The organism is Desulfovibrio sp. SGI.133, assembly GCF_050313955.1.
Classification (GTDB): Bacteria; Desulfobacterota; Desulfovibrionia; order Desulfovibrionales; family Desulfovibrionaceae; genus Desulfovibrio.
Genome location: NZ_JBNPMK010000002.1, coordinates 43,681 through 65,237 on the forward strand (window position 1 = coordinate 43,681; position 21,557 = coordinate 65,237).

The window sequence follows — 21,557 nt, forward strand, 5'->3', positions numbered from 1 at the left end:
TGCGTGAGGACATGTCCTGATTTTCCGCACAAAAAATGCAGGATCTCCGGGAGAGTGCCCGGCAGCGCGGCCGAAAAATGAAAAGGGCGGCCTCATGACGAGACCGCCCTGAAAAGCAGATGATGATGCGGAAGGATCAGTCCACGGGACGCATCCAGCCCCCCTCCAGCAAGAGGGCGGCAAGACGGCTCACCGGCAGGCCCACCACCGTGGACCAGGAACCGTGCACGCTTTCCACCAAAAAGGCCCCCTGGCCCTGGATGGCATAGGCTCCGGCCTTGTCGGCCGGTTCGCCGCTGCGCACATAGGTGCGGAGAACGTCGTCCGGCCAGGCGTGGAAGCGGACGGCGCTGGTATCGGCAAAGCCCGCGCTGTTCCCGTCGGGGAAAAGACAGCAGACGCCGGTGATGACCTCATGCTCGCGACCGGAAAGGCGCCGCAGCATGTCCAGAGCGTCCGCATCGTCGGCGGGCTTGCCGAGGATGTCGTGGCCCAGGGCCACCACGGTGTCCGCGGCCAGGATCAGGTCGTCGGCCCCGGCATCCGCCGAGGCGGCCACGGCCCGCGCTTTGGCCGTAGCGGCACGCAGGGCGTAGGCGGCGGGCGTTTCCCCGTGTTCGGGGCGCGGTTCCACCCCGGTGGGACGGACGATGGTATAGGGCAGGCCCCACTCATCCATGAACTGGCGGCGTCGCGGCGAGGCCGAAGCCAGCACCAGACGGATGCCGGGCCGCAGGAGGAAAAGGGGCTGGAGCGGGGCCGTGTTCATCGGCCCGCCTGATGAGGCCAGTTCTGGCGGGGCCAGTGGCGCAGCAGTTCCTTGCCTTCCATGTCGTAGACGTGGAAGCAGCCGTCCTCATACAGGCCGTAGCTGCGGGGGAATCCGCCCTTGGGCAGGCTGAGGGAGCCGGGGTTCCAGAAGTGCAGGCCGTCCAGGCTCTCGCCGCGCGGGATGTGGGTATGGCCGCGCAGGATGACCGTACCCGGGGCAAAACCCGGCAGAGGCGGGTTCTCCGGCAGACGGTGCCCGTGGCTGGCGAAGATGCGCAGGGCGTCGGCCTCTATCCAGGCGTTCTCCGAAACGGCGAAGGGCGTGAGCATGATGTCCACTTCGGCATCACAGTTGCCACGCACGGCCGTGACCGGGCAGGGCAGATGGTTCAGGCGATCCAGTTCTTCCAGCACGGAGCGGGTGTCGTAGCCGCCGGGCAGGGGATTGCGCGGACCGTGGTAGACCAGGTCGCCCAGCAGCACCAGCATGTCGGGCGACAGGCGTTGGGCCGTATCACAGAGAAAGCGCAGGCTGTCCAGCGAGCCGTGCAGGTCGGAAGCGATGAGCAGACGCATGGACGGCCCTAGCCTTTGTGTTCCTCATCCCAGCGGGCGCGCTCCACAGCGGCGTCCACCAGCATGATGGGGATATCGTCACGCACGGGATAGACCACGTTGCAGGCCGGGCAGGCCAGGCCTTCGGGATGCTCGGCAGAGGGCAGGGGCTCCAGGGAACCCATGCAGCGGGGGCAGGCCAGAATCTGCAGCAATTCCTGTGTGTTCATCATGATGTTTCCTTGTCTTGGGGGACAGCGGCCCCCTGTTTTGCGAGGGCAAAAGCATAGCTTTTTGCCGTCTGTTCTTCAAGCCAAAGCTGCCGGGAGCGCCTGCCGAAAAGCGTGACCTGCCGGGCCGTGCGTACCTTGTGGCGGCCGTGCTCGGCTTGCTTTTTTTTCATAAAGTCGTAGTTTACTTGAAAAGAAAAAGATAACTGTCAGGGATGAAAGCATGCAATTCATTGATTTACATACGCATTCACAGGCCTCTGACGGAACGGACAGCCCCGGGCAGCTCGTGCGCAATGCCCAGTTGCAGGGGCTGGCGGCGGTGGCGGTGACCGATCACGATACGGTCTCCGGCCTGGATGAAGCCGAGGCGGCAGCCCGTGACCTGGGGCTGGACTTCGTGCGTGGATGCGAACTGTCGACCAGTACGGAGCTGGGCGAGATGCATGTGCTCGGCCTGTGGCTGCCCCGGGAGCTGGCTCCCCTGCAGGACAGGCTCCAGTACCTGCGCCGCAAACGCAGCGAGCGCAATGTCCGCATCGTGGAAAAGCTCCAGGGCCTGGGCGTGGAGATCGAGCTTGACGAAGTGCTGCACGAGGCCCGCGGCGAGAGTGTGGGACGTCCGCACATCGCTGCCGTACTGGTCCGCAAGGGCTATGTGAAGGACGTCAGTGAGGCCTTCAAGGAATATCTGGGCTATTACGGCCGGGCCTACCTGCCCAAGGAGGTCCTGCAGCCCGAAGAGGCCGTGGAAGTCCTCTCTTCTCTGGGAGCCACGGTCTGCCTGGCCCACCCCATGCTGCAAAAGCTGCCCGAAGGCTGGCTGGAAGCCTTCATCGAACGCCTCCTGCCCTGCGGGCTTACGGCCATCGAGGCCTATCACAGCGAACATTCCGAGGCCGCTTCCCGGCGCTGCCTGGAGCTGGCCCGCCATTACGGCCTGGGCGTCAGCGGCGGCTCGGACTATCACGGCACCAACAAGCCCCGCATCCGTCTGGGCAAGGGCTACGGCTCCCTGCGCGTGCCCTACAGCGTGCTGGAAGAGCTGCGCGAGATGCGCGCCCGGCGCGGCCTGCCCTGCTAGGGTGTGGTGACTTATCCGCAGTTTGTTTGTGGGGGAAGGGAACCCCCTCATCTCTGCTGTCGATGCCCGTCAAGCGCCTTCGTCGTTGACGGGCACGGCTTGCGGCCGCCTTCGGTCGCTGCTCGCGCGAGAGGGGGGCCCTTTCCTCAAGCCCCATCCTTTCCCCAGCGCGCTTTTTCAGATAAGCGCATGGCTCATGCGGCGGGCATCCTTCTTTGGGGATGCGTAGTTGTAATTCTTTGTTTTATTGAAATAAAACGCAAAGTTGCGTTGAAAGGCCCAAGGTAAAAGGGGGCTTGGGGAGGCTCACCCCTCTTCCCATGAGCCTCATGCGGCCCGTACATGCAACGGGCCCTCTGGGGATGCGTCCGCATGGCGGGAGCTTCCTGCGCGGCCGTGCGCTGCCCTTCGTGCTGTCATCCTCGCGGCGCCCTGTTTTCCTGTCCGTACCATGCCTGCCGAGCAGCCTCCGCCGGTGTGGATGCAAAAAGCGGGACCCTCATATGGAGGGCCCCGCTTTTTTCGTCAGTGAGGTCAGGAGCGGCTAGACTTTGCCCATGCCGCAGCACTTCTTGTACTTCTTGCCGCTGCCGCAGGGGCAGGGATCGTTGCGGCCCACGCGGGGCTTGGCCTTGGCGGGCTGGTTGCCGGCGTCCGTGGTCTGGCTGCCGGAGTAGGCCAGGTCGTCGTTCTCCTTGTGGCGCAGGCTCAGGGTGGGCTTGGCCTTGGGGGCTTCCTGCTGCGGAGCTTCGGCCGGGGCATTGCCCTCTTCCACGGCGCCCTCGGCAGGGGCGGGCTCGGCAGGCTGCACATGCACGCGGGTCAGGGCGCGGAACACGCCTTCACGGATCTGGAAGAGCATGGACTGGAACATCTCAAAGCCTTCACGCTTGTATTCCAGCTTGGGGTCCTTCTGGCCGTAACCGCGCAGGCCGATGCCGTCACGCAGGGCGTCCATGTTGCGCAGATGTTCCTTCCAGGTGCGGTCCAGTTCTTCCAGCAGGAAGTAACGCAGGATGTCCTGGTACAGGGGACCGGCTTCTTCGCGCAGCTGCTGGAAGATCTGGTGGATGCATTCCTCACAGCCGGCACGGTCGGGCACGGGGGCATCGGCCGCCAGCACGCGGCCCAGGTTGAAGACGTCGGCCAGACGGGCCTGCAGGGCCTTGCGCAGCTCGATGGCCGTGTCGGTATCGGCCTGTTCCAGCGGCGTATAGGCATCGTCCAGGATGTCGTTGCGGAATTCGCTCAGCACGGGTTCCAGATCTTCTTCCACCATCATGTCGCGGCGCAGGGTGTAGATGACCTCGCGCTGCTGGTTCATGACGTTGTCGTAATCCAGCAGGGTCTTGCGGATTTCGAAGTGGTGGGCTTCCACGCGCTTCTGGGCGCTTTCCACGGCGCGGGTGACCATGGTGTTCTCAATGGCTTCACCGTCCTTGAGGCCCAGCTTCTCCATGAGGCCGCTGATGCGGTCGGAGCCGAACAGGCGCATGAGGTCGTCTTCCAGCGAGAGGTAGAAGCGGGAGGAACCGGGGTCGCCCTGACGGCCGGAACGGCCGCGCAGCTGGTTGTCGATACGGCGGCTCTCGTGGCGTTCGGTGCCCAGGATGTGCAGGCCGCCCAGTTCCAGCACGCCTTCGCCCAGCACGATGTCCGTACCGCGACCGGCCATGTTGGTGGCGATGGTCACATGGCCCTTCTGGCCGGCCTGGGCCACGATCTCGGCTTCACGGGCGTGCTGCTTGGCGTTGAGCACGCTGTGCGGGATGTTGAGCTTTTTCAGGCGCTGGGAGAGCATCTCCGAGGTCTCGATGGAGATGGTGCCCACCAGCACGGGCTGGCCCTTTTCGTACAGCTCGCGGATGGCCTCGATGATGGCATCGTACTTTTCCTTGCGGGTACGGTAGATAAGGTCGGGGTAGTCCTTACGCTGCATGGGCTTGTTGGGCGGGATGGAGACCACTTCCAGATTGTAGATCTGGTGGAATTCCACGGCTTCGGTATCGGCCGTACCGGTCATGCCCGCCAGCTTGTCATACATGCGGAAATAGTTCTGGAAGGTGATGGAGGCCAGGGTCTGGTTCTCGGCGGCGATGGTGACGTTTTCCTTGGCTTCCAGGGCCTGGTGCAGACCGTCGGAATAGCGGCGGCCGTCCATGAGGCGGCCCGTGAACTCGTCCACGATGACCACCTTGTCGTTCTGCACGATGTAGTCCACGTCGCGCTTGAAGACGTGGTGGGCCTTCAGGGCCTGCAGGATGCAGTGCTGCTGGGTGATGTTGGCCGGGTCGAAGAGGTTGTCCACATGCAGCAGGGCTTCGCAGTGGGCCACGCCTTCTTCGGAGAGCATGGCGGTACGGGCTTTTTCATCCACAGTGTAGTCTTCGGGGCCCAGCTGGCGCACGATCTGGTCCATGGCGCGGTACATGCCCACGCTTTCGTCGGAAGCGCCGGAGATGATGAGCGGGGTACGGGCCTCGTCGATGAGGATGGAGTCCACTTCGTCCACGATGGCGAAGTTGTGGCCGCGCTGCACCAGCTGCGTGGCGTAGAACTTCATGTTGTCGCGCAGGTAGTCGAAGCCGAATTCATTGTTGGTACCATAGGTGATGTCGGCGGCGTAGGCTTCCTTGCGGGCCTGGTCGTCAAGACCGTTGACGATGACGCCCACGGAAAGGCCCAGGAAGTTGTAGAGCTTGCCCATCCACTGGGCGTCACGGGTGGCCAGGTAGTCGTTGACGGTCACCACATGCACGCCCTTGCCGGAAAGGGCATTGAGGGCCACGGGCAGGGTGGCCACCAGGGTCTTGCCTTCACCGGTCTTCATTTCGGCGATCTTGCCGCGGTGCAGCACGATGCCGCCCACCAGCTGCACGTCATAGTGGCGCATGCCCATGACACGGCGGGAGGCTTCGCGGACCAGGGCGAAGACTTCGGGCAGAAGGTCGTCCAGAGTGCGTTCACCGGCCTGCACCTGCTGGCGGTATTCCGCCATGCGCTGGGCGAAGTCCTCGTCGGCCAGTTCCTGCATCTGGGGTTCGAGCGCGTTGATGCGCGCCACGATGGGGCGCAGGCGGCGCAGGTAGCGGTCGTTCTTGCTGCCGAAAATCTTTTTGAAAATGAAACCGAACATGCGTTCTCCTCGTTTGGCGGGATGGCCTGCCCCGGGGCAGGCGCGCGACCGTGTGCATCCTGAAAAAAACGGACGGGCCGTGCGTGAAAGGGCCCGGCACCGGGGGCCGGGCGTCACAAACGGTCGCGCATGCCGTAGAAGTAAGGTCAAAACACGGCTTTGGCAATGCACCCGGGGGGAAAAATGCCCTCACGGACAGGAGAAAGCGTTCCTGGGAGACTCGCTGGGGTGGGGGCGGGCTGTAGGAAAAAGCTGCGACAGCCTCTCTGCGGGAGCGGGATCTTCGTTGGACAGGGCCGGATGTGTCCGCCTGCGGAAAGAGCCGGGCCGGGGAAGATCAAGGGGAAGGCCAAGGGGAAGGGAGGAGCAGAAGGGAGAGGCCTTTCCCGTTGAGACAGGGGCCCCTTCTTTAAAGAAGCTTGCCCGCAGGCCCTGCCTGTTGGGGCAGGAAACTGCGGGCGATACGGGGATCTACGGGCATCCGAAGCGTCTGCTGTTGTCACCATCGTCCTTGCGGGCAAGGGCGCCGCGGTTCCGTACGGATGCGGCAGCAGGGCAGAGGGGCTCCTCCCTGAACGGCATCGGTCTAGGCTTCCGGGCCGTGTTCCTGTTTGATGACGGCTTCGGACTTGATGCGGTCCAGCAGCTCGGCAAAGGTGGCTTTGACGTTCTCGCGGATGTCACCGGCCACCACCAGCAGGAGCAGGTCGTCACCGGGCTGCAATTCCCCTTCATTGGCCTGGGCCACGATGGCGAAGATGCCGGGGCGCTGCTCCATCTCATGACAAATGGCGTCCATCTTGGCCTGGTCATGGCTGACGGTGATGGAGCTGACCGGCGCATGATCCTTGCGCGACCAGCCGCGGACAACGCCATTGTGTACCAGCATCATGCCCACATGGTCGGTGAAGCCGGGGCGGGCCTTGAGTTCCTGCAAAACCTTGTTGACGTCCATACTGACTCCTTTGTCTGCGGTGCCGGATCGGTCCGGCGCAGGAGCAAGCATACACGGCCCAAGCCCGTGGATAAAGGGCGGACGGCGCGGAAAAACTGCTTTTTTCGCGGATATCAGCGCTACAATATATTGGAATGATTCAGGAATAAAAAAATATTACTTATTTTTTCGCTAGGTATTGATTTTTTAATTAAGAATCATTACTATTCAAAAAAAGCACATGGAGGAGTATATGAACAGCCTGCAAGATTATGCTCTTTATGATATTTCCTGGAACCTGAGCCCTGAACACGCCGTGACCATGTACCTCGAATGGGGCAACAACGACTGGCACTCCGAATATCCGCCCGTGCGCTCCAAGGAAGATGTGTCCCACTACTTCGTGGTGGACAGCTGGGGCAAGGAACCCGTCATCCGCCTGGTGCGCCGCAACTCCGAACACGCTGAAGACCTGTTCACCATGCCGCTTCCCCACCACCTGCTGTCCGAGTACGAATCCGTGCACGGCAAGTGGCGCGGCATCAGCGAACCCACCCCCGCCATCAAGAGCTGGCTGCGCCACGAACTGGGCCAGTAAACAGCCTTGACGTCATAACGATCCTTCCTTCTTCATTCCCTCCTCAAACCCATAAACCTCCACACCAAACGCACCAGACAGGGCCCCGGCAACGGGGCCCTTCGTCTTTTTGGGCCAGAGTGCAGCCTCAGTCCGGATCGGACAGGCAAAGCTCAGAGCCGGGCACCTTGCTCAGCAAAGCGGACTGTGGTCTCCACTCGCATCCCTGACGCCAGTCCCACAGCTGTCCGTCACGGGGCGTTTTCTACGTGCTTCCCCGGACGGCGGGCATAAAAAAAGCCGGTGGCTTTGGCCACCGGCTTTTTCATATCTGTCAGGCGCGTGCCTTACTTGTTGGTCTTGAGGAAGTTCTTGGCACGGGCCGCTTCGGGCGAGTTGGGGTACTTCTTGATGAGCTCGTTCATGCGGGCCTTGGCGGCGGCCTTCTGGTTCATCTTGCTGAAGCAGATGCCCTGCTTCAGGTAAGCGCCCGGAGTACGGTTGCTCTTGGAGAACTTGGTGATGACCGTGTCGTAGGCCAGGGCGGCGTCAGGGAACTGGTTGCGCTGGAAGTAGCACTCGGCCAGATAGTACTGCGCGTCGGGAGCCATGCTGTGCGTGGGATAGTTCTTCATGAAGTCAGCGAAAGAACGCTGGGCCTCATCGTACTTGCGGGCCTGGAAGGCATTGAGGCCGGCATCATACAGGGCCAGCGAGATGTCCTTCTTCGCAGCGGGCTTGGCTTCGGGCTGGGGCGTAGGCTGCCCCCAGGTGCTGCCCGCAGCGGCAGGAGCGGCGGCAGGAGCAGCAGCGGCATCACCGTAAGGACCGGTCGCCAGACCGGCAGCGGCACCGGCGGCAGCGGCAGGCGCGGCGTAGGGGTTCTGCTGGGGCTGGAACAGGGGCGCATTGGCCTGGGGCGCGGCGGCATGGGCAGGAGCGGCGCCACCGGCGGCCATGGGCTCGCCCAGGTTGAGGTTGAGGGCCATGCTGGTCTCCACCTGGCGCAGGGCGGCATCATGGGCACGCACGCGTTCAGCCAGGGCAGCGGCACCGCCCACGTTCTTCAGGTCGTCCACCAGGCCCTTAAGGGTATTCAGTTCCTGGCGCATGGCCTGCACCTGGTTCCAGACTTCGGCCTGGGCAGGCTGCATCTGGCGCAGCAGGGTATCGTGTTCCTGCACGCGCTGCTCAAGATACATGCTTTCGTTGGCAGCGTTGCTGCTGCCCTGACCCACGCAAGCGCCCAGCATGGCGGTGGCGCAGATCAGGCCACACAGAGGAAGAAGACGTTTGCTGTTCATAGAGTCTTGGTCTCCCGTTTTAAAGTTTTTCACCGGCGTGCTTGCGACCGGCGAAAATATAGATCAGGCCCCCCAGCACAGGCAGGAAAACTGCGATGACCAGCCAGATGGCCTTTTGCTGGAAGGATGAAAAGCGGTGGTTCCAGATATGCCAGATGCTCCAGAGGTTGGGCAGGATGGGGATCAGGGCCACCAGGACGTGCCACCAGGCAAAGGTCATGATTTTTTCTCCTTGCTCTTTTCCGGGGCTTCCGGGGTGCGCCAGATGACGATGCAGGCCAGGAAGGCGCCGACGCAGATGGCCATGTCCGCCACGTTGAAGGCGGGCCAGTGCCACTGCCCCACATAGACATCCACAAAGTCGATGACCGCCCGGAAGCGGATGCGGTCCACCAGATTGCCCAGTGCGCCCCCCAGCACCAGCCCCAGCCCGGCACTGAGCCAGGCATTGAAGCGGGAGCTGCGCAGCAGGGCCACGATGGCCACGGCAGCCACCACGGTCGCGCCCAGGAACAGCCAGAACTGCCACTGGATGTCGGAACGGTTCAAAAAGCCGAAGGCAGCGCCCCGGTTGTGGACCAGCACCAGATCCAGCAGGCCGGGGATGACCGTCACGGGCTGCAGGGGATCGATGGCGGCCACGGCCCACCACTTGGTCAGCTGGTCAAGGACCAGCGCCAGCAGGCCGTAGCCGCCCAGGATCGTATATTTGCGCATTACGCCTCGGGCAGTTCCGCCATGACCTTGGCACAGCGGGGGCAGAGGGTGGGATGCGCGGGATCGCTGCCCAGTTCGGTGCTGTAGATCCAGCAGCGCTCGCACTTTTCACCGGCGGCCTTGGCCACGCCCACGGCCAGACCGGCCACTTCGGCGTCCTGCACGGCGTCGGCCGGAGCTTCGGCCAGAGGCGCCAGATGCAGCTGCGAGACGATGAAGAAGGCGCGCAGGTCGGTATGCAGGCCTTCCAGGCGTTCACGCAGTTCGTCGGCCACATAGAGGGTCACGCTGGTATCCAGCGAATGGCCCACCACGCTGTCGCGACGCAGGGGTTCGATGGCGCGGGTCACGGCGCCGCGCACGGCCAGCAGCACGTTCCAGTCGTCGCGCACGCCGTCTTCCAGCAGATAGGGCTTGCTGTCCACGGGTGGCAGGGCGAAGACGGTGGGCACGTCGTCGCGCAGGTCGTTGGGCAGGTGGTGGAAGATCTCTTCGGCGGTGAAGGACAGCACCGGGGCCATGTCGCGCACCAGCATGCAGAGCAGGTGGTACAGGGCGGTCTGGGCCGAGCGGCGTTCCTTGCTGGCGGGAGCGGAGGAGTACAGACGGTCCTTGAGGATGTCCAGATACACGGCCGAGAGGTCGGTCACGCAGTAGTTGTGCAGGGTATGGTAGACCTTGTGGAAGTCATAGGTCATGTAGGCATCCTGCACGCGGTCATGCACCTGGGCGGCGGCATGGAGCGCGTAGCGGTCCAGAGGCAGCAGCTGGTCCAGGGGCAGCAGGTCGGCACGGGTCAGGTCGTTGATGGTGCCCAGGATGAAGCGGCAGGTGTTGCGGATACGGCGGTAGGCATCCACCAGACGGCCCAGGATCTGTTCCGAGATGCGGATGTCTTCGCGGTATTCCACCGAGGAGACCCACAGGCGCACGATCTCGGCGCCGTACTTGTCGATGAGTTCCTGCGGGGCGATGACGTTGCCGATGGACTTGGACATCTTGCGGCCGTCGCCGTCCACCACATAGCCATGGGTCAGCACGGCCTTGTAGGGCGGATCGTTGCGGGTGCCTTCGGCCACCAGCAGGGAGCTGTGGAACCAGCCGCGGTGCTGGTCCGAGCCTTCCAGATACAGGTCGGCAGGCGCGGAGAGCTCGGGGCGGGTCTCCAGCACGGCGGCGAAGCTGGTACCGGAGTCGAACCACACGTCGAGGATGTCGTCTTCCTTTTCCCAGTGCTGGCCACCGCAGTGGGGGCACTTGAGGCCTTTGGGCACGATCTCTTCCAGGGGTGCTTCATACCAGTAGTCGCAGCCCGTGGGGTGCTTGGCGAAGCGGTCGGCCATCTCGTGCATCCACGTGGCGTCGTTCCAGGCTTCGCCGCAGTCCTTGCAGAGCAAGGCCATGATGGGCACGCCCCACTGACGCTGGCGCGAGATGCACCAGTCGGGACGGGACTCGATCATGTTGTAGATGCGGTCGCGGCCCCAGGCGGGGATCCACTGCACCTTGTTGTCGATGGCGTTGAGGGCCTTCTTGCGCAGGTCGTTCTTTTCCATGCTGATGAACCACTGGGTGGTGGCACGGAAGATGACCGGCTGCTTGCAGCGCCAGCAGTGCGGGTAGGAGTGGCTGATCTTGGCGGTCTTGAGCAGGGCGCCCACTTCGGTCAGCTTTTCGATGACCTTGGGGTTGGCTTCAAAGACGTTGAGACCGGCGAAAAATTCCACGGACGGCAGGAAGCGGCCCGCATCGTCCAGGGGCGAGTAGACGTCCAGCTTGTAGGCCAGGCCCACTTCGTAGTCCTCGCGGCCGTGGCCGGGAGCGGTGTGGACGCAGCCGGTACCGGCATCCAGGGTCACATGGCGGCCCAGGATCAGGGGAGACTGGCGGTCATAGAAGGGATGGCGGGCGATGAGGCCTTCCAGTTCTTGACCGGTGGCGCGGCCCACCACGGTTACATCTTCCCAGCCGAAGGACTTGGCGCAGCCTTCCAGCAGCTCTTCGGCCAGCAGGTACTGGCAACCGCCGGTCTCCACCAGCACGTAGGTGAATTCGGGGTGCAGGCAGACGGCCATGTTGTCCGGCAGGGTCCAGGGCGTGGTGGTCCAGATGACCACATAGGCGCGGGACGGATCGGCGCCGGGGATGCGCTGAGCCAGGGCGGCGTCGTTGAGGGCGAAGCGCACGAAGATGGAAGGCGAGGTGTGGTCGCCGTATTCCACTTCGGCTTCGGCCAGGGCCGTATGGCAGGAGCAGCACCAGTAGATGGGCTTCTTGGCGCGCACCACGCCGCCCTTGTCCACGAACTTGGCCAGTTCGTGGGCCGTGGCGGCCTCATAGGCGGGGTTCATGCTCTTGTAGGGATCGTCCCAGTTGCCCAGCACGCCCAGGCGCTTGAACTCCTTGCGCTGGATGTCGATCCACTTGCCGGCGTAGTCGCGGCACATCTTGCGCACCACGTGGGCGGGCAGGGTCTTTTTCTTTTCCTTCAGTTCCTGTTCCACCTTGTGCTCGATGGGCAGGCCGTGGCAGTCCCAGCCGGGCACATAGTGGGCGCGATAGCCCTGCATGTTGCGCGACTTGACCACGATATCCTTCAGGATCTTGTTCAGGGCCGTGCCCATGTGGATATGACCGTTGGCATACGGCGGGCCGTCATGCAGGACGAACGCACCCTTGTCGGTGCAGTTCTCGATCATGGCTTCACAGGCTTTGGTTTCTTCCCACTGCTTGAGCTGCTGGGGCTCGCGCTGGGCAAGATTGGCCTTCATGGGGAAGGCGGTCTTGGGCAAATTCAGGGTTTTTTTATAGTCGCTCATGCTGGCTCCTCAGGCAATGTAAAAAGCGCCTAAGTTTCGGCAAATACGTTTGTAAAGTCAAGGAAAGGGCAACAGGAAAGGCCGCCCTGACGCGCTTTTCCGCCGCAAAACGCAGCCGGGGACACGGCCGCTGCCCGGCACATGCGGATGCGGGCTTTTCCGGGTGGGGCAAAGGCCCCGCCAGAAGCAGGGAAAGCTGGCGTAAAGGGCCGCGGACGGCGGGGAGGGGATAGGGGGGGCGGGCGCGCGCTGGTGAACGGCCGGGCTCCGTTGCCGGATGATGAAAAGGGCTTTCCCACGGGAAAGCCCTTTGCTGTCGCTGCGGATCAGAACAGGGGTTTCTGCCCTTCGATGGCCTCGGCCACCTCGCGCAGGGCCGCCAGGCTCTCCTGGGCCTGCTCGGGGGTGAGACTGTGCAGGGCGAAACCCGCATGGACGATGACGTAATCACCGACCTTGGGCGGCTCGGGCAGCAGGAGCATGGAAGCGGTAAGGTAGGTCTGGCTTTCGCCCACACGCACGCGGGCCATGCCCTGTTCCTGGAGTTCGACCACCTGGGCCGGAATGGCAAGACACATGACTCTTCCTCGATGGTTAACAGGTACTGTCGGGATCGTTCCCGGCGTATTGGCGGGACAGGCGCAGGATCTCCTTGCGGACCTCATCCAGATAGGCGGGGAAGCGCTCCTGCACGACGGGGGAAAGCTCCATGCTCCAGGAGGTGTAGTCCGCGGGCTCCATGCCCATGACGGTGAGGTTGGGACGGGAACCGTGGAGCATCTCGGCCATGCGCAGGGAATCCAGCAGGTCGATGTCGTGGATGGAGAGGCGCTGCTTCTCGTTGTCCACCAGCTGGTTCTCGGTCAGGTGATAGACCGTGCCGGGTCCGGCATGGCCGTGGACGATGTCCAGGATGAGCACATGGGCAAAGCCCTTGAACAGATAGAAGACATCCTGGGTGAAGGTTCCCGCTTCCATGATGGTGACGTTTTCGGGCCAGGATTCCCCGGCCAGGGTCTGGGCGGCGTGGACGCCGACACCGTCGTCGGTGAGGAGCAGGTTGCCGATACCCATGACAAGCACTTTGTCCATACTATCCTCGGTACAGGAGTTGCGCCCGCTGGGGGCGGGATGTGGTGTCCGCCGTGCCTGGTGCCGCATGGGCAGGCCATGCAGGCGCGGATGCCCCGGCTGTGACGGATCACGGACAGACGACAGCATAGCAGCCCGGCGGGGTAGCCGCAAGGGGATGGCGGAGAAGGGAGGGAAGCCCGGCGGATGGGTCATGCCCCCAGGGCGGGCGCCGGAGCACGGGCACAAAAAAAGGGCGGGGTCACCCCCGCCCTTTCGGTTTGTGTGGTTTGCGTACGGCCTAATGCTCGTCGTCGTCACCGAAGAGCCAGGGGCCCTTCTTGGGGAACAGCACGGTGTTCCAGTACAGGACGTAGACGGGCAGGGTCACGAACATCATGACGTAGGCCCAGTTCTTGGTGTAGAGGAAGTAGTCGTAAAAGGTATGGAATTCCATGATTTTCCTCCTGTCCTAGTGGGCGTCCTTGAAGTCGGGGTGTTCGTACAGCACCGGCATGTGATAGACGATGAAGCGGTACACGGTCACGATCAGGGTCACCACGAAGATGGAGATGCACACTTCCCAGATGCTGGGGAAGTAGCGCTCGTCAGCGGGCAGGGCATAGTTGAAGGCGATCATGGACACGTTGAAACGGTTCAGGACGATACCCAGCACGGCGTTGGCGGAAGCGAAGCGGCAGAGCTTGATGTTGCGATCGCGAGAGCCCTTGGCATACAGCAGAGCGGGCGTCAGCACGAAGAACAGCATTTCCACCAGCCACCACAGACCGTAACCGGTGCAGAGGTAAGGCAGGTTGGCCTGGACCAGCATGTCGATGAGCTTCAGCATGAAGTAGCCGAAGAGGATGAAGGCACCGGCCTTGGAGAAGCTGAAGACCACTTCGTCAGCTTCGCGCAGGTGGGTTTCGTCCATGTAGTGGTGCACGCCCTTGTGGGCCCACATGCCTTCAAAGATGACCATGGAGCAACCGGCAGCCATGGAGCTGACGAAGAAGAACATGGGCATGAAGGGGGAGTACCACAGCGGATGCAGCTTGCCGGGGGCGATCAGGTAGAGGGCGCCCAGCGAGGACTGGTGCAGGGTGGACAGGCACACGCCGAAGATGGTCAGGATGATGGTGCAGCGCACCACGACCTTGCGCCACTTCTTGAGGAAGGGGAACTTGCAGGACAGCCATTCCATGGGAGCCACCGAGAATTCGATGAACAGCACGGTCAGGTAGGTAGCCACGCACAGACCCACTTCGAACAGAACGGAGGTGGTGCCGGGGAAGAAGAACATGTAGGGCAGACGCAGCGGATGACCAAGGTCATACAGCAGGGCGAACACCACGAAGGCGTAGCCCAGGAAGGCGGTGGTCACAGCGGGGCGCACGGCCGAATGGAAGTGCTTCATGCCCATGACGTAGCAGGCCACGGTGGTGAAGTAACCACCGGCGGCCAGACACACGCCGCAGAGCAGGTCGAAGCCGATCCACATGCCCCAGGGCATGGTATCGGACAGGTTGGTGATGGAGCCGATACCCTGGGTGAAGCGGATGAAGGTCAGTACGAAGCCCACAACCAGGATGACCGCAGTGATCATGTTGCCGGGGCGACGCAGGGAAAACTCACCAAGGTTGAACAGTTTGTCCTTGGTGGGGATCACGATTTGGTGCTGGGACATTTACTTATCCTCCCCGTGCTTGCAGCCGCAGCAGCCGTCGCAGCCGTTTTGAGCTTCACGGGCCTTGAGGGCCTGGATCATGGCCTTGCGGGCCTCATCGGCGGCCACAGGACCCTGATTCTGCTCGATGCTGCGCACAGCGGCGTCCATGGCGGCCGTCACATCTTCCTTAGCGGTCTGGACGGTCTTTTCCTGGGCGGCCTTGCTCATGGCCTCACGACGCTTGGTCATGCCGTAGGCGCCACCGAAGAGGATGGGCCAGAAGGCGATGATCATGGGCACGGCACCCAGGGCGCCGTAGGTCAGTTCACCCATGGGACGGTTGCCCAGGTGGGTGTCCAGGCCCAGTTCCTTGAAGGTATGGCCGGCGTCGGCCGTACCGGCGGCCTTGACGGCCGACGGGGTCGGCTTGGGAGCCAGGACCATCCAGGCGGTACCGCCGGCGTCCCACTCACCATAGATGTAGTCCACGTATTTGCCGGGGTTCTCGGCGATACGCTTGCGGGCGATCTTGATGAGGTCGGAACGGCGGCCGAAGGTCAGGGCGTCCATGGGGCAGGCTTCCACACAACCGGGCAGCTTGCCTTCCTTCAGGCGGGGTTCGCAGAAGGTGCACTTCTGGACCAACGGGTCCCAGGCCTCGTCGTATTCGAAGCCGGGCACATAGAAGGGGCAGGCGATCATGCAGTAACGGCAGCCCACGCACTGGGTACCGTCGTAGGTCACGCTGCCGTCAGGCTGCTTCTGGAAGCATTTGGCGAAACAGGCGGAGGCACAGGCCGGGTCGTTGCAGTGGAAGCACTGCAGCTTGCGGAACACGGGCTTGCCGCCCACTTCGTACTTGTTGACCACCGTCCAGGCATCGGCGGAAGTGCGACGATGCTTGTCACAGACGGAAAGGTCGGTGAAGGGCTTTTCGGGCTTGGGCAGGTTGTTGACCTTGTTGCAAGCCTCTTCGCAGCTGCGGCAGCCGATGCAGCGGGTGGTATCGTGCAGGACGCCGTAGCTGTCTTCATAGTAAGGGAACATGTGGGTGCCGCCGGCCTTGGCCACTTGTGCCGTGCCCAATGCGGAAGCGACGCCAGCGCTGCCCAGGATGGTCAGAAATTTTCTACGATTCATAATCGTACTCTCCAGCTAGTTGGCGTTCTCGGTCGCACGCGGCTTGTGGCAGGACGCGCAGGACGTATCGAGGGGACGGGCAACGTCCATGCCGTCATGGCAACCCATGCACTGCAGATGATACGCGGCCTTCAGCGTGGGACGCTCGGGCACGCGGGGATCGATCTTGGCGGAGTGGCAGCTGCCGCACTTGGGCGGAGTAGCCGACAGGGGGCTGCGATGGTGGCAGGTGGCGCACAGGGTCTCGGGTTCGCTGTGGAACGCCTTGGCCAGATTGTCGCCTTCAATGCGCTTCATGAGCGAAGAGACGTGACGACGATGGTTGAAGAGGTTGGGCTCGAACTTGTCGGACAGGCTGCCGATTTCCACCTTGTAGGGGCAGGCTTCGGGGGCCAGGTAGTCCACGGGCTTGCGTTCGGCGATGGTGGCTTCGGCCAGGGCGACGCGGTCCTCGGCGGACAGCTTGCCGGCCACGCCCAGCTGGTACTGTTCGGGGGTCATCTTGGAGGTGACCACGTGGCAGACGCCACACCACTTGTCGTCACGCTTGGGAGTGACGATCTCGTGGCAGCCGGCGCATTCGCGGCGTTCCTTGTACTGTTCTTCGTGGCAGCTCACACAGCTCTTGGGCGTGACGCCATCCTTGCGCGGGGCAATCTTGGTGGCGTGCATGGCGCGCTCAAGGTTGATGAAGTTGCCCTCGGCTTTGCCTTCCACGGTATGACAGGTGCTACAGGCCACCATGTCGCCCGTGTGATGGCAGGCCGTGCAATCGTCGATCTTGTCGACGTGAGCCTGATGGTTGAATGTCACCGGCGTCATGCTGGCGCCCTTGGGATTGGGCTTTTCGCTGACCGGAAAGAGAACCGTGGCATTAGGCATTTCCGCGTCGGATTCTTCCAGACCCACCGCAACAGCGCGGTTGGCTTCGGGAAGCATCAGACAGGCCACGCCGGCCAAGGCAATCACCGCCGCCAAAAGCAGTGCTTTACCGTTCCTCATGTGCTCGTCCTTTTGAAACAGACTTTTCCCCATTCTCCCGCAGCGCGAGGCCGCGGGCGTCCTCCGGCTCTCATGAGCCAAACACACCAATAATGTGTGGCAAGTTACCGCAGGCACAAGGCCACGTCAAGGGGAGGTCGCGGGCTGAAAAGCTTACTTGTACGCTGGTATTGGGGCATCCGGGCTGGAGAAAAAGGGGGCCGCAGCGGGAAAAATCCTTGCGGCTGGCCCTGTTTCGGGAACGGATCAGGCAACGGAGGGGGCGTCGGCAGGGATGGGGGAGCTGCCAGGATGTCAAGAAATATTTTGAGAAATCTTTTGTGGTCTGCATCAAAAAAGGGAGGCCCCTGGGCCGGGCCATGCTCCCTGCGGAGGCGGACTGTCGCACGGACAGAAAAAAAGCACCACACCGCGGCTATGCCGGGCATGGTGCCGAGAGTCGTTTGCCGGTCGCGGAGTAGGCCGCGTCCCGTCTTCGTGGGGCTCAGCAGGCCTGCCGGGCGGCCGCCAGCAGGCCGTCCAGATCCTGCGGGGCGAAGAAGCGGGCCTCGCTGCGGGCCCGGAACCAGGTGCGCTGGCGTTTGGCATAGGCGCGGGTATTGTGCAGCCAGAGGCGGCGGCATTCCTCCAGAGAAAGTTCGCCGCGCAGATGGGCCAGCACTTCGGCGCAGCCGATGCCGGACCAGCCGGGGGCCGCGGCATCGTCGCAGCGCTGCCGGGCGGCGCGGGCTTCGTCCAGGGCCCCCTGTTCCAGCATCAGGTCGATGCGGCGGGCCAGGCGGGGCGTCAGGGCATCCAGCTCCATGTCCAGCACCAGCAAGGGCCCGGCGCAGGACGGTTCGGGCATGCCGTGCTCGTGCCACCAGCTGAAGGTATGGCCGGTGCCGGCCAGCACTTCCAGGGCACGCACGATGCGCTGGCGGTCATTGGGATGGATGCGGGCCGCGTAGGCGGGATCTTTGGCGGCCAGTTCGGCATGGAGGGCCGCCGGGCCCTCCTCGGCCAGCCGGGCCGTGAGGGCGGCGGTGATGGCCGGGTCGATGGCCGGTATCTCGGCGATGCCGTGCAGCAGGCCCTGGAAGTACAGGCCGGTGCCGCCCACCAGCAGGGGCACATGGCCCCGGGCCAGCACGGCCTTTGCTGCGGCCACGGCCTGGTCGGCCCAGCGGCCGGCGCTGATCTTCTGCTCCGTGGGCAAAAAGCCGTACAGATGATGCGGGCAGCAGGCCTGTTCCTCGGGCGAGGGCTGGGCCGTGATGAGCGGGAAATCGCTGTAGACCTGGCGGGAGTCGGCGTTGATGACCTCGCCGCCCAGGGCTTCGGCCAGGGCCAGGGCCGCGGCGGTCTTGCCGCAGCCCGTGGGGCCGGCCAGACAGATGACGGGCAGGGGCGCGGCCATTTTATTTGTTGACGCGGAAGCCGCCGTAGGGGGCGGAGAGGCAGGGCGTGGCCTGGCGCACTTCGCCGCGCTGGTATTTTTCCATCAGACGCAGGCGCACGTTCTCGGGCACCAGGCCCACGATGTCGGCGCCGTGGCTGGCCGCGGCCTTGACGATGGTGGAACTGATGAACAGCCACTGGTAGTCGGTCATCAGGAACACGGTCTGGATGTCGCGCTGCAGGCGGCGGTTCATGAGGGCCAGCTGGAATTCGTATTCGAAGTCCGAGACGGCGCGCAGACCGCGCAGGATGGCACAGGCCCCGCGCTTGGCCGCATATTCCACGGTCAGGCCGGTGAAGGGTTCCACCAGGATGCGGTCGTCGTCGCCCACGGCCTCGCGGGCCATGGCCACGCGCTCTTCCTGGGAGAAAAGGGGGAACTTGGGCGTATTGTCGGCCACGGCCACCACGATCTGGTCGAAGACGGCCAGGCCGCGGCGGATGAGGGCCAGATGCCCGTTGGTCAGGGGGTCGAAAGTGCCGGGATAGAGTGCCAGTTTCATGCGAGTGTCCATATCAGTATGCGGGTTTGACCAAAATGGCGTTCCACCAGCAGTTCCAGACTGTCGGGAGCGGCCACGACGGCGTCTTTTTCGATCTCGGCGCAGATGAGGGCGCCGGGCGCCAGCCAGTTACGTTTGAGCAGGCCCTGCAGAGTGGCGTTGAGCAGGTTCTTGCGGTAGGGCGGGTCCAGGAAGACCAGGTCGAAACAGCCCATGGGCGTATTGTTCAGGGTCTTGCGCACGTCGTCGCGGATCAGGCGCACGCAGTCCTCCACGCCCAGCTGGCGGATATTGTCGGCCAGACAGCGGGCGGCCACGGCGGAATTCTCCACCAGCACGGCCAGCTCGGCGCCGCGGCTCACGGCTTCGAAAGCCAGGCTGCCGCTGCCGGCGAAAAGGTCGAGCACGCGCGCTCCTTCCCAGACCACGCCCCGCGAGGTGAGCATGGAGAACAGGGATTCGCGCGTTTTGCCCATGGCCGGGCGATAGCCTTCGCCCTCCACGGTCTTGATGCGTCTGCCGCCCAGTCTGCCGGAAATGATGCGCATGGTTTTTCCTGTATTTTCTGTGCCGTGGATGCACGGCGGTTGGCTGTACAAAGAGTGCCCTCAGGGCAGGGAAAAGACTTGTACCTGCGGGGCGGCCCTTCCGTCAATGGGCGGCTCTGCGGGCCACCCGGGACGTTCCCGGTGCCAGTGCCTGAAGGAGATGGGCGCTATCATGCCGGGAGTGCAGCACGATCCCCGCGCGTTGCCCCGCTGTCGAGGGGGCTGCTGCAGAAAGGTCGCGGCCTTCCCGGGGCGTGGCCGCCTGCATGACACATGGTGGGGGAGCATGGAGAATTTGGGAGGAAGGGCCCCTTTTCTGCCTCGGGCAAAGGGACCGCTTCCTCCCAACGATACATGCGGACGACCAGCGCGCCTTACATGCGGGAAAGAAGACGGGTCAGGGCGTAGTCCATCTTGGCCAGGGCGTCCTGCAGTTCGGTCTGCTGGACCCAGGGGCTCTGTTCCACGTCGGCCAGCTTGCCCTTGAACATGTCCCACTTGCGCTCCACTTCGCCGGTGAGGAAGTCCCAGTTGATGCGGGGATGGGCCAGGGCCTCGTGCGTGACGGTCTGGGCCACTTGATGACCTTCGAGGATCATCTCTTCCATGTAGCCGGGCACCAGGGGGGTCACGCCGAATTTTTCCTTGATCAGGCCGGAAAGGACGGTCTGGGCCTTTTCTTCGCCGTGGACCAGGACCACGTTGGCCTTGTCGTGGACCAGGGGCTCCAGCCAGGAGAGCAGCTGGTCCTGCCCGGCGTGGGCGGAGAAGCCGTTGATGGTGTAGATACGGGCAGCGATGTCCATATCTTCACCGAACAGGGTGATCTTGCTGGCTTTTTCCACGATCTTGCGGCCGGGGGTGCCCACGGCCTGGTAGCCCACGAAGACGATGCTGGCCCCGGGCTTCCAGATGTTGTGCTTGAGGTGATGGCGCACGCGGCCCGCGTTGCACATGCCGCTGGCCGAGATGATGATGGCCGGGCCCTTGTAGTCGTTGATGCTCTGGGATTCCGCGGCATCCAGGGTGTAGCGCAGGTTGGGCAGCTCGAAGGGGTCGTCGCCCTGGTGGAGCATCTTCTGCGCGTCCTCGTCGAAGAGCTCGCGGTTGCGGCGGAAGACCTCGGTGGCCCGGATGGCCAGGGGGCTGTCCACGAAGACGGGCATGTCCGCGGGCAGCTTGCCCTTGCTCTGGAGGACGTGCAGGCAATAGAGGATCTCCTGCGTGCGTTCCACGGCGAAGGCAGGGATGATGACCTTTTCGCCCTTGCTGTAGCTGTAGGCGATGGCGTCGGCCAGTTCCTGGTCGCTGATGTCCTCGTTTTTGTGGTTGCGGTCGCCGTAGGTGGATTCCATGAAGATGTAATCGGCCTTGGGCGGGCTTTCGGGATCGCGCACGATGAGGGCCTGGGGACGGCCGATATCGCCCGAGAAGATGATGCTGGTGGTCTTGTCGCCTTCGGTCACTTCCAGGCGCAGGGAGCCGGAACCGAGGATGTGGCCCGCATCGTAGTAGGTGACCTTGATGCCCGGGGCGGGCTCGAAGTCCTCATGGTAGGCCACGGGGTGCAAAAGCTCGGCGGTCTTGAGGGCGTCCTCGGTGGTGTACAGGGCCTCGGGCGGGTTCTTGAGGCCACGCCGGCTGTACTTCTTGGCTTCCCACTGGGCTTCCATCTCCTGGATGTGGGCGCTGTCCTGCAGCATGATGTCCAGCAGTTCGCTGGTGGCCTTGGTGCAGTAGATGGGCTTGCTGAACCCTTCGCGCACCATGAGGGGCAGCAGGCCGGAATGGTCGATGTGCGCGTGGGTCACGAGGATGAAGTCGATATTGCCAGGGGCGTAGGGACGGGGATTGCGGTTGCGCTCCTCGATGGCCTTGTTGCCCTGGTGCATGCCGCAGTCGATACAAAAGCGCTTGCCGCAGGCCTCTATCATGTAACAGGAGCCGGTAACGGTCTGGGCAGCGCCAAGAAACTGGACTTTCATGGGGTGCTCCGGGGTGATGTCCTGCTTGCCGGATGCAAGCGGGTGATTCTTCACTATGCGCTTCCTGCCCCG

21 protein-coding genes are annotated in these 21,557 nt (G+C 63.4%); 2 read left to right on the forward strand and 19 right to left on the reverse strand.

Features of this window, described 5'->3' with window-relative positions; genetic code table 11:
- Positions 1-136 precede the first annotated feature (136 nt).
- Genes ACQRBR_RS02975 through ACQRBR_RS02985 form a run of 3 tightly spaced genes read right to left on the reverse strand, consistent with a single transcriptional unit; the run spans position 137 to position 1,559 of the window.
- A complete protein-coding gene (locus ACQRBR_RS02975; protein WP_427812285.1) occupies positions 137-769 on the reverse strand; it encodes a Maf family nucleotide pyrophosphatase in 633 nt (210 codons plus the stop codon).
- On the reverse strand, positions 766-1,347 hold the full coding sequence (gene yfcE, locus ACQRBR_RS02980; RefSeq protein ID WP_168934518.1) for a phosphodiesterase: 582 nt from the start codon (positions 1,345-1,347) through the stop codon (positions 766-768). Before yfcE ends, ACQRBR_RS02975 begins: the two co-directional genes overlap by 4 nt.
- Positions 1,348-1,355: 8 nt before the next feature.
- The gene (locus ACQRBR_RS02985; protein WP_006006155.1) at positions 1,356-1,559 is read right to left on the reverse strand and encodes a Trm112 family protein; all 204 of its coding nucleotides are present in this window, start codon (positions 1,557-1,559) and stop codon (positions 1,356-1,358) included.
- Positions 1,560-1,779: 220 nt separating this feature from the next.
- Here ACQRBR_RS02985 and ACQRBR_RS02990 point away from each other — a divergent pair, with 220 nt between their 5' ends.
- Positions 1,780-2,640, forward strand: a complete 861-nt coding sequence (locus tag ACQRBR_RS02990; RefSeq protein ID WP_303878247.1) for a PHP domain-containing protein — start codon at positions 1,780-1,782, stop codon at positions 2,638-2,640.
- A gap of 544 nt (positions 2,641-3,184) precedes the next feature.
- Here the strand turns inward: ACQRBR_RS02990 and secA are convergent.
- Entirely contained in the window at positions 3,185-5,776 is a 2,592-nt protein-coding gene (secA, locus tag ACQRBR_RS02995) for a preprotein translocase subunit SecA (protein ID WP_427812286.1), read from the reverse strand.
- 586 nt (positions 5,777-6,362) lie between these two features.
- Entirely contained in the window at positions 6,363-6,731 is a 369-nt protein-coding gene (locus tag ACQRBR_RS03000; protein ID WP_303878244.1) for a molybdenum cofactor biosynthesis protein MoaE, read from the reverse strand.
- Between the two features lie 232 nt (positions 6,732-6,963).
- On the opposite strand from ACQRBR_RS03000, the gene ACQRBR_RS03005 reads away from it, so the two are divergent.
- Positions 6,964-7,308, forward strand: a complete 345-nt coding sequence (locus tag ACQRBR_RS03005; RefSeq protein ID WP_040369497.1) for a DVU0772 family protein — start codon at positions 6,964-6,966, stop codon at positions 7,306-7,308.
- Between the two features lie 326 nt (positions 7,309-7,634).
- Here ACQRBR_RS03005 and ybgF read toward each other — a convergent pair whose 3' ends face one another.
- The 14 genes from ybgF to ACQRBR_RS03075 form a co-directional block, all read right to left on the reverse strand.
- Positions 7,635-8,591, reverse strand: coding sequence for a tol-pal system protein YbgF (gene ybgF / locus ACQRBR_RS03010; RefSeq protein ID WP_427812287.1), 957 nt, complete (start codon positions 8,589-8,591; stop codon positions 7,635-7,637).
- A gap of 19 nt (positions 8,592-8,610) precedes the next feature.
- Positions 8,611-8,811, reverse strand: a complete 201-nt coding sequence (locus ACQRBR_RS03015; RefSeq protein WP_006006176.1) for a PLDc N-terminal domain-containing protein — start codon at positions 8,809-8,811, stop codon at positions 8,611-8,613.
- Complete coding sequence (gene lspA, locus ACQRBR_RS03020; RefSeq protein WP_168934511.1) at positions 8,808-9,308, reverse strand: signal peptidase II; 501 nt, start codon at positions 9,306-9,308, stop codon at positions 8,808-8,810. Before lspA ends, ACQRBR_RS03015 begins: the two co-directional genes overlap by 4 nt.
- Entirely contained in the window at positions 9,308-12,127 is a 2,820-nt protein-coding gene (gene ileS, locus ACQRBR_RS03025) for an isoleucine--tRNA ligase (protein WP_427812288.1), read from the reverse strand. Before ileS ends, lspA begins: the two co-directional genes overlap by 1 nt.
- A gap of 326 nt (positions 12,128-12,453) precedes the next feature.
- Positions 12,454-12,705: a HypC/HybG/HupF family hydrogenase formation chaperone gene (locus tag ACQRBR_RS03030; protein ID WP_006006184.1), complete on the reverse strand. Its 252-nt coding sequence runs from the start codon at positions 12,703-12,705 to the stop codon at positions 12,454-12,456.
- Positions 12,706-12,721: 16 nt separating this feature from the next.
- The gene (gene hysD, locus ACQRBR_RS03035; RefSeq protein ID WP_006006186.1) at positions 12,722-13,219 is read right to left on the reverse strand and encodes a NiFeSe hydrogenase maturation protease; all 498 of its coding nucleotides are present in this window, start codon (positions 13,217-13,219) and stop codon (positions 12,722-12,724) included.
- A 280-nt stretch (positions 13,220-13,499) separates the two neighbouring features.
- A complete protein-coding gene (locus tag ACQRBR_RS03040; RefSeq protein WP_006006188.1) occupies positions 13,500-13,655 on the reverse strand; it encodes a hypothetical protein in 156 nt (51 codons plus the stop codon).
- Between the two features lie 15 nt (positions 13,656-13,670).
- Entirely contained in the window at positions 13,671-14,885 is a 1,215-nt protein-coding gene (gene hmcC / locus ACQRBR_RS03045) for a sulfate respiration complex protein HmcC (RefSeq protein WP_006006190.1), read from the reverse strand.
- Positions 14,886-16,007: a sulfate respiration complex iron-sulfur protein HmcB gene (gene hmcB / locus ACQRBR_RS03050; protein WP_303878234.1), complete on the reverse strand. Its 1,122-nt coding sequence runs from the start codon at positions 16,005-16,007 to the stop codon at positions 14,886-14,888.
- A 15-nt stretch (positions 16,008-16,022) separates the two neighbouring features.
- The gene (locus ACQRBR_RS03055) at positions 16,023-17,009 is read right to left on the reverse strand and encodes a nine-heme cytochrome c (RefSeq protein WP_303878232.1); all 987 of its coding nucleotides are present in this window, start codon (positions 17,007-17,009) and stop codon (positions 16,023-16,025) included.
- A gap of 484 nt (positions 17,010-17,493) precedes the next feature.
- On the reverse strand, positions 17,494-18,408 hold the full coding sequence (gene miaA / locus ACQRBR_RS03060; protein ID WP_427812289.1) for a tRNA (adenosine(37)-N6)-dimethylallyltransferase MiaA: 915 nt from the start codon (positions 18,406-18,408) through the stop codon (positions 17,494-17,496).
- A gap of 1 nt (position 18,409) precedes the next feature.
- The gene (gene coaD, locus ACQRBR_RS03065; protein WP_006006201.1) at positions 18,410-18,964 is read right to left on the reverse strand and encodes a pantetheine-phosphate adenylyltransferase; all 555 of its coding nucleotides are present in this window, start codon (positions 18,962-18,964) and stop codon (positions 18,410-18,412) included.
- The gene (gene rsmD, locus ACQRBR_RS03070; protein ID WP_168934504.1) at positions 18,949-19,500 is read right to left on the reverse strand and encodes a 16S rRNA (guanine(966)-N(2))-methyltransferase RsmD; all 552 of its coding nucleotides are present in this window, start codon (positions 19,498-19,500) and stop codon (positions 18,949-18,951) included. Before rsmD ends, coaD begins: the two co-directional genes overlap by 16 nt.
- A gap of 374 nt (positions 19,501-19,874) precedes the next feature.
- Positions 19,875-21,485 carry an MBL fold metallo-hydrolase RNA specificity domain-containing protein gene (locus ACQRBR_RS03075; protein WP_427812290.1) on the reverse strand — a complete coding sequence of 537 codons (1,611 nt, stop codon included), beginning with the start codon at positions 21,483-21,485 and terminating at the stop codon, positions 19,875-19,877.
- Between the last annotated feature and the right edge of the window lie 72 nt (positions 21,486-21,557).